Source organism: Companilactobacillus mindensis DSM 14500, from assembly GCF_001434275.1.
In the GTDB taxonomy this organism is placed as follows: Bacteria; Bacillota; Bacilli; order Lactobacillales; family Lactobacillaceae; genus Companilactobacillus; species Companilactobacillus mindensis.
Map to the genome: position 1 here is coordinate 1 of NZ_AZEZ01000093.1, position 15,467 is coordinate 15,467.

At 38.8% G+C, this 15,467-nt stretch carries 12 protein-coding genes and 2 pseudogenes; all 14 read left to right on the top strand.

Going from position 1 to position 15,467, the window contains the following annotated elements:
* Window positions 1-242: 242 nt before the first annotated feature.
* The 14 genes and pseudogenes from FD29_RS08830 to helD all read left to right on the top strand — a co-directional run bounded on the left by FD29_RS08830 (window position 243) and on the right by helD (window position 15,348).
* The gene (locus tag FD29_RS08830; protein ID WP_057888579.1) at window positions 243-995 is read left to right on the top strand and encodes a threonine/serine exporter family protein; all 753 of its coding nucleotides are present in this window, start codon (window positions 243-245) and stop codon (window positions 993-995) included.
* Window positions 996-1,007: 12 nt separating this feature from the next.
* Window positions 1,008-1,493, top strand: coding sequence for a threonine/serine exporter family protein (locus FD29_RS08835; RefSeq protein WP_083477828.1), 486 nt, complete (start codon window positions 1,008-1,010; stop codon window positions 1,491-1,493).
* Between the two features lie 154 nt (window positions 1,494-1,647).
* Window positions 1,648-3,543, top strand: a complete 1,896-nt coding sequence (locus tag FD29_RS08840) for a heavy metal translocating P-type ATPase (RefSeq protein ID WP_057888616.1) — start codon at window positions 1,648-1,650, stop codon at window positions 3,541-3,543.
* 146 nt (window positions 3,544-3,689) lie between these two features.
* A complete protein-coding gene (locus FD29_RS08845; protein WP_057888580.1) occupies window positions 3,690-3,920 on the top strand; it encodes a heavy-metal-associated domain-containing protein in 231 nt (76 codons plus the stop codon).
* Window positions 3,920-4,474 (top strand): ferritin-like domain-containing protein, encoded by a 555-nt coding sequence (locus FD29_RS08850; protein WP_057888581.1) that lies wholly within the window; start codon window positions 3,920-3,922, stop codon window positions 4,472-4,474. The genes FD29_RS08845 and FD29_RS08850 overlap by 1 nt, the downstream gene beginning before the upstream one ends.
* Before the next feature lie 11 nt (window positions 4,475-4,485).
* The gene (locus FD29_RS08855) at window positions 4,486-5,172 is read left to right on the top strand and encodes a Crp/Fnr family transcriptional regulator (RefSeq protein ID WP_057888582.1); all 687 of its coding nucleotides are present in this window, start codon (window positions 4,486-4,488) and stop codon (window positions 5,170-5,172) included.
* A gap of 1,086 nt (window positions 5,173-6,258) precedes the next feature.
* Window positions 6,259-6,915, top strand: coding sequence for a Firmicu-CTERM sorting domain-containing protein (locus tag FD29_RS08860; protein ID WP_057888583.1), 657 nt, complete (start codon window positions 6,259-6,261; stop codon window positions 6,913-6,915).
* Between the two features lie 127 nt (window positions 6,916-7,042).
* Window positions 7,043-7,744: a Firmicu-CTERM sorting domain-containing protein gene (locus FD29_RS08865; RefSeq protein ID WP_057888584.1), complete on the top strand. Its 702-nt coding sequence runs from the start codon at window positions 7,043-7,045 to the stop codon at window positions 7,742-7,744.
* Window positions 7,737-8,333 carry an exosortase family protein XrtG gene (gene xrtG / locus FD29_RS08870; protein ID WP_057888585.1) on the top strand — a complete coding sequence of 199 codons (597 nt, stop codon included), beginning with the start codon at window positions 7,737-7,739 and terminating at the stop codon, window positions 8,331-8,333. Before FD29_RS08865 ends, xrtG begins: the two co-directional genes overlap by 8 nt.
* Window positions 8,330-9,667 (top strand): annotated as a pseudogene (locus tag FD29_RS11845) (TIGR03111 family XrtG-associated glycosyltransferase). Before xrtG ends, FD29_RS11845 begins: the two are co-directional and overlap by 4 nt.
* Before the next feature lie 53 nt (window positions 9,668-9,720).
* Window positions 9,721-10,071, top strand: a pseudogene (locus tag FD29_RS08880) (6-carboxytetrahydropterin synthase); the annotation flags it as partial.
* Entirely contained in the window at window positions 10,068-11,612 is a 1,545-nt protein-coding gene (locus FD29_RS08885) for a TIGR03766 family XrtG-associated glycosyltransferase (RefSeq protein ID WP_057888586.1), read from the top strand. The pseudogene FD29_RS08880 and the gene FD29_RS08885, both read left to right, overlap by 4 nt.
* Before the next feature lie 421 nt (window positions 11,613-12,033).
* Window positions 12,034-12,792, top strand: coding sequence for a formate/nitrite transporter family protein (locus tag FD29_RS08890; protein ID WP_057888587.1), 759 nt, complete (start codon window positions 12,034-12,036; stop codon window positions 12,790-12,792).
* Window positions 12,793-13,029: 237 nt separating this feature from the next.
* Window positions 13,030-15,348, top strand: coding sequence for an RNA polymerase recycling motor HelD (gene helD, locus FD29_RS08895; RefSeq protein WP_371862726.1), 2,319 nt, complete (start codon window positions 13,030-13,032; stop codon window positions 15,346-15,348).
* Window positions 15,349-15,467 lie beyond the last annotated feature (119 nt).

Consider the following 15,467-nt stretch of genomic DNA (forward strand, 5'->3'; position numbering starts at 1 on the left):
TAAGTAAAGAGTTTAATCTTTACTTAGAACTAATCTTAGGTTGTTTGAAACGAGTTCCACAAACTAGATTCCTGTGCATTGCTACAACCTAAAAATTATCTACCAAAACCAGGCAGATAATTTTCAGGTTTAGGCAATTGCTCAGAATCTGATCAAGTTTGTTTCACTCTCTAGTTTTTTTACATTAAGAAATGTGTTAATAATATTCTAATAATAAAATTTGCTGTTGGGGGAATGCCACCTTGGTGAAAAGCAGTGAGCGAGATGTCGTTACGTTATGCGGCCGTGTGGGAAGAATTCTGTTGGAAAACGGAGCCGAGACTTCTCGAGTCGAAAATACCGTTGAATATATCGGTAGGGCCGCGGATTTACCAGTCGTTTGTCACGCTACAATGACTGGTATTTTTGTTAGTTCAGAAAAGAGAACGCGAATCTTTAAAGTCCGAGTTGGTGATTTCAATTTGCAAAAAGTTGATGAAATCAATACCTTGTCGAGGGAGTTTTCCCAACGGAAAATCACTTATGATCAATTAAAAGATGAAGTTGATCGAGTGGAGTTTGAGAAAAAAGATTTCACTTGGGTGACCAAATGTATCGGTGCAGGTTTAGTCTCCATGCCGCCAATGTTGTTATTTAAGGAAACTTGGGGAGATTTCGTGTTAGCTTTTTTAATTGGTATTGCTGGCTATTTGGCTTCGCAAATCGTCAGTCATCATTCCAAAATTCCTTATATTGCGGTTGCCGTGGGTAGTTTTGTGATCAGCATTTTGGCGCATACCACAGGAGCCCAAGGGATCGCGACGGATGCTAACAATGTCATTATTGGAGCCTTGATGCCTTTGGTACCAGGGGTTCCGATGACCAACTCATTGCGAGAAATTATCGAAAAAAATACTATTTCAGGATTGGTTCGGGCAACTGATGCTGTAATATCAGGGATTGCTATTGGTAGTGGCGTGATTGTCGGCGAAATCGTTACCCAATGGTTCTTTTAGGAGGTGGAATCTATGATAATGCAATTAATTTATGGATTTGTATTCGGATTCCTTTCCAGTGTAGGATTCGGCATCATCACCAATAATCCGCGAAGAACTTTGATTCCAGCCGGTCTGGTGGGAGCTTTGTCGTGGATCGTCTACATCATCGTAGGTTGGTATAATCACGGTTTGATCATGCCTAATTTGATGGGAGCAGTCGTCATCGGCCTGTTGGGAAATCTTTTTGCAATTTTAGTGCGCGCCCCAGTTAATATTTTTTACGTCCCATGTTTGGTCTCATTAGTGCCCGGAGCCATCATTTATGACAGTATGAAAAAGTTCACTTTGGGAATGGATAATTTAGCTGCCTATGGATTTATCAAAGCTTTGACCGTCGGGATGTCGTTGGCAATCGGCTTTATCATCGCTGAAGCAATCGCTAATAAGATTTATCCACCGTTAAAAAGATATTTGAATAAACGTGAAAAAATAGAAAATGAAAAACAGAAACCATAAATTTGTGGTTTCTGTTTTTTTTTGAAATTTAATATGTTTTAGCAATTCTTTATAAGAATAATGAATTAATCCCCAAAACTTGATGCACATCAATTTTTAAAATGGGGTATCCCGCTAGAATATGTCTTGTAAACGAAGCGAGGTAAAACAGATGATTAAATTAAATATATGGATTTCTAAACATCAAAATAAAATGACGGCTGCCATCGCCGTCTTGATTGCATTAAGTCTAGTCAGTGATTATCTGATCAAAGCTCCCATAGTAGCGACTGGGGCGATGATCATTGCTAGTATTATCGGTGCCATTCCGGTGGCACTGCACGCTATTTCAGCTTTGAAGAATAAAGTTATTAGTATTGAACTATTAGTAACGATCGCTGTTATTGGTGCTTTCATCATCGGTGAATATGAAGAATCAGCCGTAGTAACATTCCTATTCTTGTTCGGTAATTTCTTGGAACAAAAGACTTTGGAAAAGACTCGTTCTTCTGTTAAAAGTTTGACCAAAATGGCTCCAACAACCGCTGAATTAGTCAATGAAGATGGAACGACTGAAACAGTAGACGTTGATGATTTGGACGAAGGGGACCGCGTTTTAGTTAAACCAGGTGGCCAAATTCCTGTCGATGGCAAAATCATTTCCGGAACAGGTTATATGAATGAAGCTTCAATCACTGGTGAATCGACTCCAGTTAAAAAAGGTATTGGCGACAAGGTCTTCGCGGGTTCACTAACTGATAACGGAACAATTACCGTTGAAACAACTTCAGTTGGTGAAGATACAACTTTCGGTAAAATTATCGAATTAGTTGAAGAAGCTCAAGACAGTCAATCACCTGCCGCCCGTTTTATTGATAAATTTGCGACATACTATACACCTGCAGTTTTGGTCATTGGTATTTTAGTTTGGGCTATCACTCGTGACTTCCCATTAGCTATCACCGTTCTAGTTTTAGGATGCCCTGGTGCTTTGGTTATCGGTGCACCAGTTTCAAACGTTGCCGGAATCGGTAATGGTGCTAAAAACGGTATTTTGATGAAAGGTGGAAATGCCGTAAATAGTTTTTCACATGTGGATACTTTAGTGCTTGATAAAACAGGTACATTAACGACCGGTAAAATGAGCGTTACGGATGTGGATAACTTTGGCGATAAAACAGAAAACTTAGCAATGTTATCCGCTGTGGAAAAAACTTCTGATCATCCACTCGGTCAAGCAATCGTTAAATATGTTGCCGACCAAAATATTACAGAGACACCTGCTTTACCAGAATTAGATACTGTTAAAGGCCAAGGATTGATGGGCCAAAATGACGACTTCAAGATTTTAGTTGGTAATGAACGTTTAATGAAAGCTAACAATGTAAAAATTTCTGCAGAACAAAAAGCTGCCATCAACAAACGTATGAACGATGGTGATTCAGTCGTTCTCATGGCAGTCGATCAAGAACTTCGTCTAGTCGTTGGTGTCAATGATCAACTGAGATCCGATGCCAGAGAAGGTTTGCAAGCTTTGAAAGACGCTGGTTTGAAACGAATCGTTATGTTGACTGGTGACAACAAAGTTGCCGCTCAACGTGTGGCCGACCGTCTACCGATCGATGAAGTTCACGCTGAACTATTACCCGAAGATAAAGTTACTTACGTTAAGAAGTTCCAAGAACAAGGCAGTACCGTAGCTTTCGTTGGTGATGGTATCAATGATAGTCCTTCACTTGCCACAGCTGATATTGGTATCGGAATGGGTACCGGAACCGACGTTGCGATTGAAACAGCCGATATTATTCTTGTTAAATCAAGTTTCGACGCTTTGGCACACGCGTATGTTTTGGCTAAGAAGACAGTTGCGAATACTAAAGAAAATATCATCATTGCCGTTGGTACCGTAGCTTTACTATTACTCGGTTTGATCGTAGGCGTTATCCACATGGGTAGTGGAATGTTCGTTCACGAAATAAGTATTCTAGTAGTTATTTTCAACGCAATGAGATTAATTGGAAATAAATCGCAAAAACTTGATACAGATCAAGTTCTTAAAACAGCAAACTAAGTAAGATAGTATTTGTAAGTTAGTTGAGCAAGTGATCTCAAAGGATTACTTGCGAGCTATAAGTGCTTCAAGTTTGAAACATTTATAGCTCGTGAGTATTCCGAGACTTCACTAGCAATGTTTTAAGAAATATGGAGGAATCAATTATGGCAAAAGTTATTTTACAATTAGGAGCACTCACATGCCCATCATGTATGACAAAAATTCAAAAGGCCGTTGAAAATCAAGACGGCGTTTCAAACGTCAAGGTTCTCTTCAATGCTGGTAAAGTTAGAGCAGATATTGATGAAAGCAAAACATCAGCTGATAAATTGAGCGCTGTAATTACAGATCTAGGATATGAAGTATTAAAGACAAAAGTTAAGGAGATTGCCTAATGACAGAATTAACAATCGATGAAAAATTTGCGGCAGAACAAAAACAAGCCGATGCCGACCACCACAAACCAACCGCAGGAGCAATGACTGGCCACATCGTTTCCAATCATTTCCTTTTGAACATCAAGTTGCATCAAATCAAGTGGTTCGTTAAAGGTGCTAACGCTGAAAACTACAAGGCAGTTTTGAATCAAACAATTGACGAAAACAATGCTTGGTATGATAAAATTGCCGATGAATTGTTGGACGAAGGCGAATTGCCACCATCAACAATGAAGGAATATACTGACTATGCCATGATCGAAGAAGATGGTAAGAACAAGTACATGAGTGCTGAAGATATGCTTCAAACCGTCGTTAATGATTTCAACACTGACAACATGTTCGTTACACGGGCCATCAAGTTGGCTGAGAACGAAGATCGTCCTTTCATGGCGCAAGTTTTAGTCCAACTATTAGGTTTCAATAACCACCAAATCAGAATCTATCAGGCCTTGCTAGGTAAGAGTGCTCGTGAAGGTTTTGAAGAGGAAGATGACGAAGATTTCGACTAAGGAGTAATAGAATGGCAAAGTTAGCGCATGACCACACAGCTGAGGATTGTGTAGAATTAGTAACGATCTTTCAAAACTTATCCGAAACAGATTTAGAGACCGTGGCAACTTTAGTAACGGATCACCATTATAAGAGTGGTGAATATCTCTTCACAGCTGGTGATGCTGCTGACTCCTTGCTGATTTTAGCTCACGGACAAGCGAAAGTATTTCAAATGGCAGCCAATGGCAAAGAACAAATGCTACGGATTTTACAAACAGGTGATTTCGATGGCGAAGCTGCTTTGTTCGCCAATTCTGATCACAACAGTTTTGCTCAAGCCTTAATGGATACAGATGTTTGCCAAATATCTCGTCAAGATTTCCAAAAGTTGATGCAAGAGACTCCGGAGTTGGCTGTGAACATGGTCAATGCCTTGGGACGTCGGGTCGCTCAATTGGAACAACAGACAACTGAAGTTACGACTTCTAGTGTTGAAAGTCGTTTGGCCAACTATTTATTGGAGACTAGCGCAGGTTTAGATAAGACGGTCTTTACTTTACCTTTGAAGAAAAAAGATATTGCTACTTATTTGGGAACAACGCCGGAGACGATTAGTCGCAAGCTGACTTCTTTGGCTAAACAAGGAATGATTCAAAAAATAAGCAACAATGAGTTCAAAATTCTGAATGCTGATCGATTGATGATGATTGATTAAATTGAATTGAATTGGATTGGATTGGTTCACTGCCGTCTTCCATGAAGTTCTGGTGGAGGCTGGAACGCAGTGAGAGCAACTTCGAACCAGCTCTACGACCTGTTTTGAAGCTTGTCTGTATCTAAGCTGGCAAAGAACGCCAGCTAAGATACTACCACGGCTGAGCATCCACCAGAACTTCATTCCAGACTAGAGGGTTTAAGGATTTTGGTTTTCGAGATATTGATATAGGCAGTTTTATTGAACATCAGTAAATATGATTTGATATGTGTTCACTGCCGCCTTCCATGAAGTTTTGGTGGATGCTGGAACGCAGTGAGAGCAACTTTGAACCAATTCTGCGAATTGTTTTGAAGCTTGTCTGTATCTAAGCTGGCAAAGAACGCCAGCTAAGATACTACCACGGCTGAGCATCCACCAGAACTTCATTCCAGACTAGAGGGTTTAAGGATTTTGGTTTTTGAGATATTAATATAGGCAGTTTTATTGGACATTAATATATATGTTCACTGCTGCTTTCCATGAAATCCGGATTTCAATCCAAATTAAAAATGAAGTATTTGCTGAAATTACATATGATACATGGTTTTAATAGTAAATATTTAAATATAATGGGATTTAATTTTTGATTTTGATAATCAGAAGTTAAATCCTTTTTTAATTTTCGTTATTAAATGGACTAATTAAGAAAATCAGATTGAACTGAATATTTTTAGATAATTATTAATCTACTAATCCTCAAAGAAAAAGGACCGTTTAGTCTGGAATGAAATTTCGATAGATGCTCAGCCGTGGAAGTCTCTTAGCTAGCGGTACCTTGCCAGGTTAGAGATTAGAGACAATTTGAACCGTAATTGGATCTAAGTTGCTCTCACAGCGTTCCAGCGTCTATCGAAATTTCATGGAAGACGGCATGTTTAATAAACAAATAAATAATCAAGTACAGGTTTGTTTTAAACAAAGTAAGTTGTCACAATATAATATAAATCTACTAATAATATTGACTAAATAATTTATAGAGAGTACGTTTGAATGGTATAGATAAATTTTAGTAAAAATCGAATATTTATCAATTATGGGGGAACTATGCGTAAATTATTTGTCGCAATTTTAGTTGTTTTAGGATTAGTTGATTGTGGGATGTCGACGACGGTCAAGGCAGCTACCAACGATGTTAATAATCAATTCGGCATTAAAATCGACGGAAAATTTGATGATTGGAAGCAATTCAAAAAGACACCGATCCAAAACGATTGGCCAACCGATGTTGTAAAAGGTGAGGTTTTGTTAGCTGATAGAAAAAATATCTACTACTACATAACGATGTCTCTAAGTGGCAAGGACAATTATCCGATGCAAGTGAATGATTATGAATTGATCGTCGGTAATGTTAGATCGGTTATTTATATTAAGGAAGCAGATAATATTCCAGCTAATGGCAGTAAAAAAGTTCTGTTGCAGAATACATCTCATGGTAAAAATTTGACCCATTCACCGGCAATAATCCATCGCTATGTCAAAAACGGTAAAGAGTATGCCAAAATGGAATGTCGAATTCCGTTCTCGGACTTAGGTCTGTCACCAACTACGGAACAAAAAATAACTATGTATACACCATTATTAGGTAACCAAACAGTGACAACTGAAGGTGGCAGCACGGGACCAATCATTTTGGCAGTAATTGGTCTAGTCATTGCCTCATTAGCAGTTTTTGGCATTACCAAAAGGAAAAAATCAAATTAATGAAAAATTAATGTCATTAAATATGAAAAGTATTAATTTATTGCTGAAATCTGACTTATTTAGATTAGAATATACATTTTGAACTATAATGGTATATGTATAAGACAATCTTAATTGGGGGGATATCATGCGTAAATTATATTGTTTATTGATGTTTTTAATTGGTTTGACTATCTTCGGTGGAACTACGACCGTGCAAGCAGCTGATAATGATTATGGTATCAAGATCGATGGTAATTTTTCTGATTGGGCTGACAAGAAGAAGACCGATATTCAATCGAATGATGACAGATACAACATCAAGCATGAAGCATTGTTAGCAGATGGTAAGAATATTTATTTTTATCTGAATATGTCTCCTAATCATGGTAATGGTTACAAAAATTTACAACCTGCTGGCTATGAACTGAGAGTTGGTGACAAACTATTTTGGCTAACCATTCAAGATCCCTATAATTTGCAGATAAATGAAAAACGGGCTGTGAAAATTTGGGCCTATGAACAAGATAATACGGGCGGCGGAGTCAACGAGATTTTGCCAAACGCCAAAGCTTATATTTCTAGAGTCAGAAATAATGACGATCCTACCATTAATAATGGAAGTACTGACAAAATGGAATTTGAGATTCCTTTCTCTGACTTAAAAGCTGTCAGTACAACTAGTCAAAAGGTAACTATGCACAATGGTAATTTGGGTAATCAAACTTTGACTACTGAAGGTGGCAGTACCGGACCGGTTATTTTAGCAATTAGTGGTTTAGCGATTGCAATGTTTGGAATCATTAAAATACCAAAGATAAGTGAATTGAGGAAATCTCTACATGAATAGCTACTTACTTTTGGGCATTATCATTTGGATATATATGCTGTCAGTCTTAAAAAGAGCAAAACTGACAGCATTTTCTTTTATCGTCGGTAGTGTCGGAATGTTTTTTATTTTAATGGCTGTCAGTACGCCGTATTGGATCTGGTTTTTTACGCACGCCGTGATCAATGGGGTCTCCCTTTTGAGTGGAGTGACACACATGGCAACGACCTATGCAAAGTATGGTTTGGTATACATCAATAATAATTTGAATCCGGTCATGATGACGATTGACTATGAATGTTCAGGAATTATTGAAACGACCGCCTTTGCTAGTTTGTTAGCATTTTATCCGATGTATTCTCGTAAGGAAAAAGTCTTCTATTTGATTTTAGGATTGTTGTGGATCTATTTATCAAATGTGATCCGACTAATGATCGTTATCATAATGGTGCATGTCGGTGGGGCTTCAATGTTTTACTTGGCTCATACGATTATTGGCCGCATCGTGTTCTACATCTTAGTTATTGCGCTATATTACAACGTCTTTACTTATTCTCGATTGTCTCGAGGAATGTATAAAAACTTTAAGGAAAGGGTAAAACGGGCATGAAATATTTTTGGTATTTGACTGTTCGGCAAATGGGCTTCTGGTTAACGTGGATCTTAATTCCAATTGTCGTTGAAATAATCCCAGCGTTTGTTTCAGCGTTTATTTTGATGCTCAGAAATCGACATCCAGAAGTCGAAAAAATACCAATGAAATTACCGTTTATTACCGTGATCGTCCCCGTTTATAATTCGGAGAAGACACTTTATAACTGCGTAAAGTCGATCAAAGATTCCAATTATCCGAGCAATTTGATCCAAGTTATTATTTCTGATAATCAGAGTACTGATAATAGTTTTGGCGAATTTGCCCGAGCTCAGACGGACTTTGGTCTCAACATGCAGTTGATGCGGACGAAAAAGGGGAAAGCTAATGCTTTGAATGCCGCTATCTATCAGTCGATTGGAACTTATATTATTAATATCGACAGTGACGGAACGTTGCAGCAAGATGCTTTGATGAATATGGTTTTGAAATTCGAAAATCACCTCGATATTTCCGCAATGACCGGTACGATCTTGCTTCGAAAAGATATGATCAAGCGAACTAAAAAGCCAATGTTAAAATTGTTGCGTCAAAATGAATACTTTGAGTATGCTCAAGCTTTTTTGTCCGGAAGAGTGATCGAGTCTTATAATGATCAAATCTTTACTATGTCGGGAGCTTTCTCAGCTTTTCGCAAATCTACTTTGATGAAGACGTTCATGTACGACACTCAGACATTGGGTGAAGATACCGAAATGACTTTTCAGATCAGAGACCGTTTGAAGCAAAAAGTCTTGATCTGCAGCGACGCTATTTTTTACATTGATCCCATCAGCAATCTGGATGAATTGTATCGTCAGAGACAACGTTGGTAACGTGGGGAGTTGGAAGTTGCTCAAGAGTATATGCGCAATAGTTCGAGTATCAAAGATTTCTTCAGTAACTTTTTAGTCAGACGAATGATGATCGACCACACGTTTATTTTTCCAAAGATGATTTGGCTGTTCGCCAGTTTCGTCTTGCTGTTTCTACGTTATTCGCCAGTTATTTTAGGATTATCGTATGTCATTATTTATTTTCTCTACATTTCCGTTTCGGCGGTCAATTTCTTGTGCGTCAGAATGTTGCTGGATAAGTTCGAGAATGAAGGACGTTTCTATGCAAAAATGGGTTGGGTGGCTTTTACATTGCCAATGTACAACTTCATTTGTTCATGGTTCCGTCTGATCGGTTCGATCAATATTTCTAATGCTGACAAACAGTGGAACTCTTTGAGTTTCAAGAAGGAATCGGAAAACGCCCAAGAAATCGTTCGCAGAGATATTCATAATTTAAAAGGAGAAAAGCATTAAATCCAGAAAATTTTCAACCTACTTATCGCACTTATAATACTTACAAATTAACTTCATATATTAATGCCAGTCACGCTGTCCGTTGGGAAGGTGGTATCGGTAAGGAACATATGCATACGTGGGCCGTTATTTGTGAGATCCACGTCAACAATGACTGCATGGTGCCATTCAACGCTATTGAAGCTGAATTGAAGGAAGTTTCCGCTCGAGTTTCTGGCAAGTTTTTGAATGAAGTACCGCCATTTGACCGGATAAATCCAACTTTGGAAAATTTGACGACTTATTTCTTTGAAGTCATTTCCAATATTTTACGCAAGAGCAATGCTGTTTTGACACGTTTGGAAATCGGTGAATCGCCAACTAGATTTTACTGTATGACCTTGGATCAGTGGAGCGGCCAATGAGAGAGAAACTTTTTACGATCGGCAGCCGGATAGTAAAGTATTTGTTCTACTTCTTGTTTCTATTGACGTTTTACTATGCCATCACGTCGCCTAATCTGATTCTTGGCGATAATAGTGTCACCGGAGCTGGAACGACGATGTATACGACCGTATTTATCATTACTGCAGTGGTGATTTTTATCTGTTTTTTCACTTACGAGTCGTTTATGGATTTTTTGAAATTCATCTTTATCGATAATCGTCTGAAAACTTCATTGATCATTTTTGGCTTGACGATTATTTGGCAGCTGATCTTTATGTTGAACGTCCATCCAGCGATTGGTTTCGATGCTGGAGCGTTGCATCAGGCGTTATTCGATCCTAACAATGCCGAAATGCGGGGCTACTATTCATTGAACCCCAACAATACGCCGGTGATGTTGTTGCAACACCAATTAGCCTTGCTGTTCCATACTCGCTCGTGGCTGTTCTTTGATTTTGTGTCGTTGTTCTTAGTCGATATTTCAGCAATTTTTAATTTTCTCAGTGTAAAGTTCATCGACGTCGAAAAAGTTCCTTTGGCGATTTATTTGCATAGTTTGTGGTTGATGGTCTTTCCGATGATCATCGTGCCATATACTGACACTTGGGTTTTGCCATTCGTATCGCTCTACATTCTGTTTTATATCATGTTGCGTTACGGCAAATTTTCTTGGAAGCTCAAGATTCCGGTGGCTGCCTTGATGGGGATGACCGTGATTTTTGCGTACTTTATCAAACCTTCAGCCATTGTTGGATTTATTGCCATTGCCTTGATCGAAGTCTTGTATATCTTTAAAGGTAAGTGGCAGCCTGACAAAGCTATCAATGAATTTATCTTTTTGTTGATCGTAATTATCGGCATGGTGCCGACGTATATGATTACCAACCACGCTATCGAGCACGAGAAATACATTCAAGTAAATACCTCGCGTTCGATTCCACCAATTCACTTTATCAGTATGGGTGTTTCCGGTGAAGGTGGCTACAACGCAAACGATGCTTTAATGATGGCCAAGTTGCCTAATCGAAAGGCCCAAGTAGCTTATTCAAAGAAAAAATTGAAGCAACGAATCAAGAAAATGGGACCAGTCGGTTATGTTAAATTTCTCTTTATGAAACATCGCAACAATAGTGCTGACGGAACCTTTGCTTGGGTCAAAGAAGGACACTTCTTGCGGGGCAATACTAATCCATCCTCGAAGGGTTTTCGGGGGCAGTTGCGTAATTTCGTTTACTTATATGGAAAGTACTTAGGCGATTTTCGCTATATTGCTCAAGTTTGGTGGGTCTTTTTCTTGGCTGTGATTGCTTTTAATTGGCATGACAATCGCAAAATTGTCCAAACATTACGACTGGCCATCATTGGTGGATTCATGTTCCTGTTGATCTTTGAAGGTGGGCGTAGCCGTTATTTGATTCAATTTTTACCAGCTATGTTGATTTTGGCTTCACTATCGATTGAAAATTCATGGAATTGGTTCAAGGGGTTATTCGCTTGGGTCGATACTGATAAAAAATAAAATGTATGTGTAGGTGGTTCACTGCCGTCTTCCATGAAGTTCTGGTGGATTGCTGGAACGCTGTGAGAGCAACTTCGAACCAGCTCTACGACCTGTTTTGAAGCTTGTCTGTCTCTAAGTTGGCAAGGTACGCCAGCTAAGATACTACCACGGCTGAGCATCCACCAGAACTTCATTCCAGACTAAATCATTCGTTTTACATTAGTAGGACTAAGATCTTAGATTCTAATAATTAGACACTTTATTTAAAATAATACTAAATAGATTATTCAAAATAGTTCACAAAAATAACGCAGTTTATAAAAAAACTGCGTTATTTTTGTGAATACGTGTTATCCGAATGATTATACGATATGTAATTGAAATGTTCGTTAATAGATGATATCTTGGATGCACTAAATGATGAATAGAGAGATCTAATATGTTTACTCCGGAAGAAATTCTACAAAAGAGTATTGCGGCAGGGGTCAATAAATTACATAAGACGATGATTGCCAAGATGATTTTGGGATTCATCGGTGGAGCGATGATTTCAATTGGTTTTTTGGCTTACGTTCGTGTGACAGCTTCGATTCCGAAAGATTTGGCCAGTGTCAAAGCATTAGTTGGTGGAGCGGTCTTTCCCATTGGTTTGATTATTATTTTGTTGGCTGGTGGCGAATTGGCAACTGGGAATATGATGGCGGTTGGGACGTCATTTTTCTCCAAAAAGGCTTCGTTGCTTGATTACTTGAAAAACTTGCTAGTAATTACTTTCTTCAATTTCGTGGGTGCTATTTTCGTAGCTTACTTCTTCGGTCATGTGGTCGGTTTGACGCATGCAGCACCTTTCCAACAGGCAGTTATCGCCGTAGCTCAAGCTAAGACTGATGCTAGTTTTGTTTCAGCTTTTGTCTCCGGTATCGGTTGTAACTGGCTGGTAGGTATCGCGGTTTGGTTAGCTTTTGGGGCCAAGGATGCAGCTGGGAAAATTTTGGGGATTTGGTTTCCCATCATGATCTTCGTGGCGGTCGGATTCCAACACAGTATCGCCAACTGTTTCATTATTCCTGCAGCTATTTTTGAAGGGGGCAGTACCTGGATGTTGTTCTTGCAAAACTTCGTACCAGTCTACTTGGGCAACATTGTTGGTGGCATCGTCTTCGTTGCAGGATTTTATTATTTAAGTTATAAAAAATAAAAGCTTTTTGTTAGTATAAAATTGCCGATTAGTATAAACTAGATTAACAAGTTATAAGATTGAGGAATCTTTTTTGGGGCAACTATGCGACTTTTATTAAAATAAACATTAATTTGAGGGATGACAATTTGTCGTCCCTTTTATTGTTCTAGAGCATAGTAGTGGCTTAGCGTGAATTTTGAAATCTTATATTAATAGTGGTAACATTATATAACTTTAATTTAAGAGGTTGTTATGATGACAGATAAATCAAAGGTTAATGAACTAGATGAAAAACAGATTGAACAAGCACATTTAGACGATGTGGTTGAAAAAATCAAAAAGTCTGAAACCCGACTCCGCGAACACATGGAAGTGGCCGAAGACGATTTGAAAGTTATTAATGATGCTTTTGATGACATTCATTTGGGAATGGATGGCGACTCGATTTCAATAGATGCCGCACTTTCGATTCATCAACAACAACAAATGTTAGATGAAAGAAATAACAGTTGGCAACAATCACGTCAACGCTTGGGAATTCTCAAAAAACTCGAAAAGACACCATTCTTCGCACGTTTGGATTTCCAAGAGAAGGGTGAACCAAAACGGGAATCAGTTTATATCGGTTTGAGTTCATTCACTGATAAAAACGATCACTTCCTAGTTTATGATTGGCGGGCACCGATTTCGTCAATTTATTATGATGGAAAATTAGGCGAAGTTGAATATCAGACACCAGATGGCTTGCAGTCAGTTAATTTATTCTTGAAACGCCAATTCTTAGTTGAAAATGGCAAGATCAAGGCTTATTTTGACACTCAAGAGACGATTGGCGACCAGATGCTACTGGAAGTACTCGATGGCAAGTCTTCAACGCACATGAAGGGTATCGTTAAGACTATCCAAAGCGAGCAAAACAAGATCATTCGTGATACGAAGTCCAAGCTGCTTTTCGTTCAAGGGGCCGCCGGTTCGGGTAAAACATCCGCTATTTTACAAAGAATCGCTTTCTTGCTTTACCGTTATCGTGGTACGTTGACATCTAGTCAAGTTGTCATGTTCTCGCCTAACTCATTGTTCAACGACTATATCAAAGATGTTTTGCCGGAAATGGGTGAACAAAATATGGTCCAGATGACATACAAACAATTTTTGGCCCGCCGATTGCCTAACTTGAAAGTGGAGAGTCTTTCTGACCAATTTGAAACCGTAGTCGATGCCGACAGCAAGAATGTCAGCAAGTTCGTCTCCGATGTTGAATTCTTCAAGATTTTGACTAATTACAGCAAGTTGCTCAATCAGAGTGGCGTGTCATTCAAAAACATTAAATTCCAAGGCAAAGTCTTTATTCCTAAGGAAAAGATCCAAGAAATTTATTACAGTTATGGCTCACAATACAATTTGGGTAACCGACTTGACGCTACCGTGGACCGCTTGATCAAAATGCTGCACCGTAAGATCGGTGCCGAAATGCGGACTAATTGGGTATCTGAACGAATCGAAAATTTGAGTAAGGAACAGTTGCAAGCTCTTTATACGACGGCTGATCAAGAGTTCAAAAACGGTGACGAAGAGAAGAAATTCTTAGCTCGTAAAATCGTAACAACAATGTTGCAAGGCGTTCACAAAAACATCAAACACGCTCGTTTCTTGAATGTAGCTGCCAATTATTTGAACTTTTTGAAAGCTGTGCCTAAGATCGTCGATTTGAATAAATATGACATAACTCCCGAACAGTGGGATCAATATGTTGATAATTTTGTTCAAAACTTCAATCAAAAACAAATTTCGATGAATAATCTCAGCCCTTATCTCTACTTATATGATTTGGTAACTGGCAAGCACGGCGAACTCGACATGAAATTCGTCTTCATGGATGAAATTCAAGATTACACACCGTTCCAATTAGCTTATATGAAATACAAGTTCCCAAGAGCACGTTACACGATGTTGGGCGACTTGAATCAATCGATCTTTACGAAGAACAATAGTCAAACCTTGCTTTCCGAAGCTCAAACGCTCTTTGATGCCGACGAGACTAAAGTTGTCCAGTTAGTTCACTCATATCGTTCAACTAAACAGATCACTGAATTTACCAAAGCTATTTTGACGAATGGTCAAAGAATCGAGCCGTTCAATCGAATGGGTGATCTGCCAAATCTGTTGATGGCTAAAAATGAAACCGAATCAGTTCAACAAGTTATCAATCAATTGAAGGAAAATGACCAGCACAATTACACCACAGCTATCATTGCCAAAACGTTGGAAGATGCAGAACACTTGCACGATCTACTCAAAGCCAACAATGTAGCTTCGACTTTGATTCGTTCCGAAAACCAACGGTTGGCAGCCGGTACGATCGTCTTGCCATCATTCTTGGCCAAGGGTCTAGAATTTGATGCAGTCATTATGTGGGATGCTTCTAAAGACAAGTTCGACGAAGATGAACAACAGTTAGTTTATACAATTGCTTCTCGAGCAATGCACAAATTGACAATTACTTCGATCGGCGAATTGTCTCAATTGTTGCAACGAGTGCCTGAACAATATTACGAAGTTGAACAGGACGTTTAAGCAGCGGTGGCGTTGTTCACTGCCGTCTTCCATGAAATTCTGGTGGATTGCTGGAACGCTGTGAGAGCAACTTCGAACCAATTCTACGAATTGTTTCCAAGCTTGTCTGTCTCTAACCT

Coding starts and splice junctions, on each gene's coding strand:
- helD (WP_371862726.1), top strand. CDS start 13,030: ATGACAGATAAATCAAAGGTTAATGAACTAGATGAAAAACAGATTGAA.
- FD29_RS08835 (WP_083477828.1), top strand. CDS start 1,008: ATGATAATGCAATTAATTTATGGATTTGTATTCGGATTCCTTTCCAGT.
- FD29_RS08860 (WP_057888583.1), top strand. CDS start 6,259: ATGCGTAAATTATTTGTCGCAATTTTAGTTGTTTTAGGATTAGTTGAT.
- FD29_RS08890 (WP_057888587.1), top strand. CDS start 12,034: ATGTTTACTCCGGAAGAAATTCTACAAAAGAGTATTGCGGCAGGGGTC.
- FD29_RS08850 (WP_057888581.1), top strand. CDS start 3,920: ATGACAGAATTAACAATCGATGAAAAATTTGCGGCAGAACAAAAACAA.
- xrtG (WP_057888585.1), top strand. CDS start 7,737: ATGAATAGCTACTTACTTTTGGGCATTATCATTTGGATATATATGCTG.
- FD29_RS08855 (WP_057888582.1), top strand. CDS start 4,486: ATGGCAAAGTTAGCGCATGACCACACAGCTGAGGATTGTGTAGAATTA.
- FD29_RS08865 (WP_057888584.1), top strand. CDS start 7,043: ATGCGTAAATTATATTGTTTATTGATGTTTTTAATTGGTTTGACTATC.
- FD29_RS08885 (WP_057888586.1), top strand. CDS start 10,068: ATGAGAGAGAAACTTTTTACGATCGGCAGCCGGATAGTAAAGTATTTG.
- FD29_RS08845 (WP_057888580.1), top strand. CDS start 3,690: ATGGCAAAAGTTATTTTACAATTAGGAGCACTCACATGCCCATCATGT.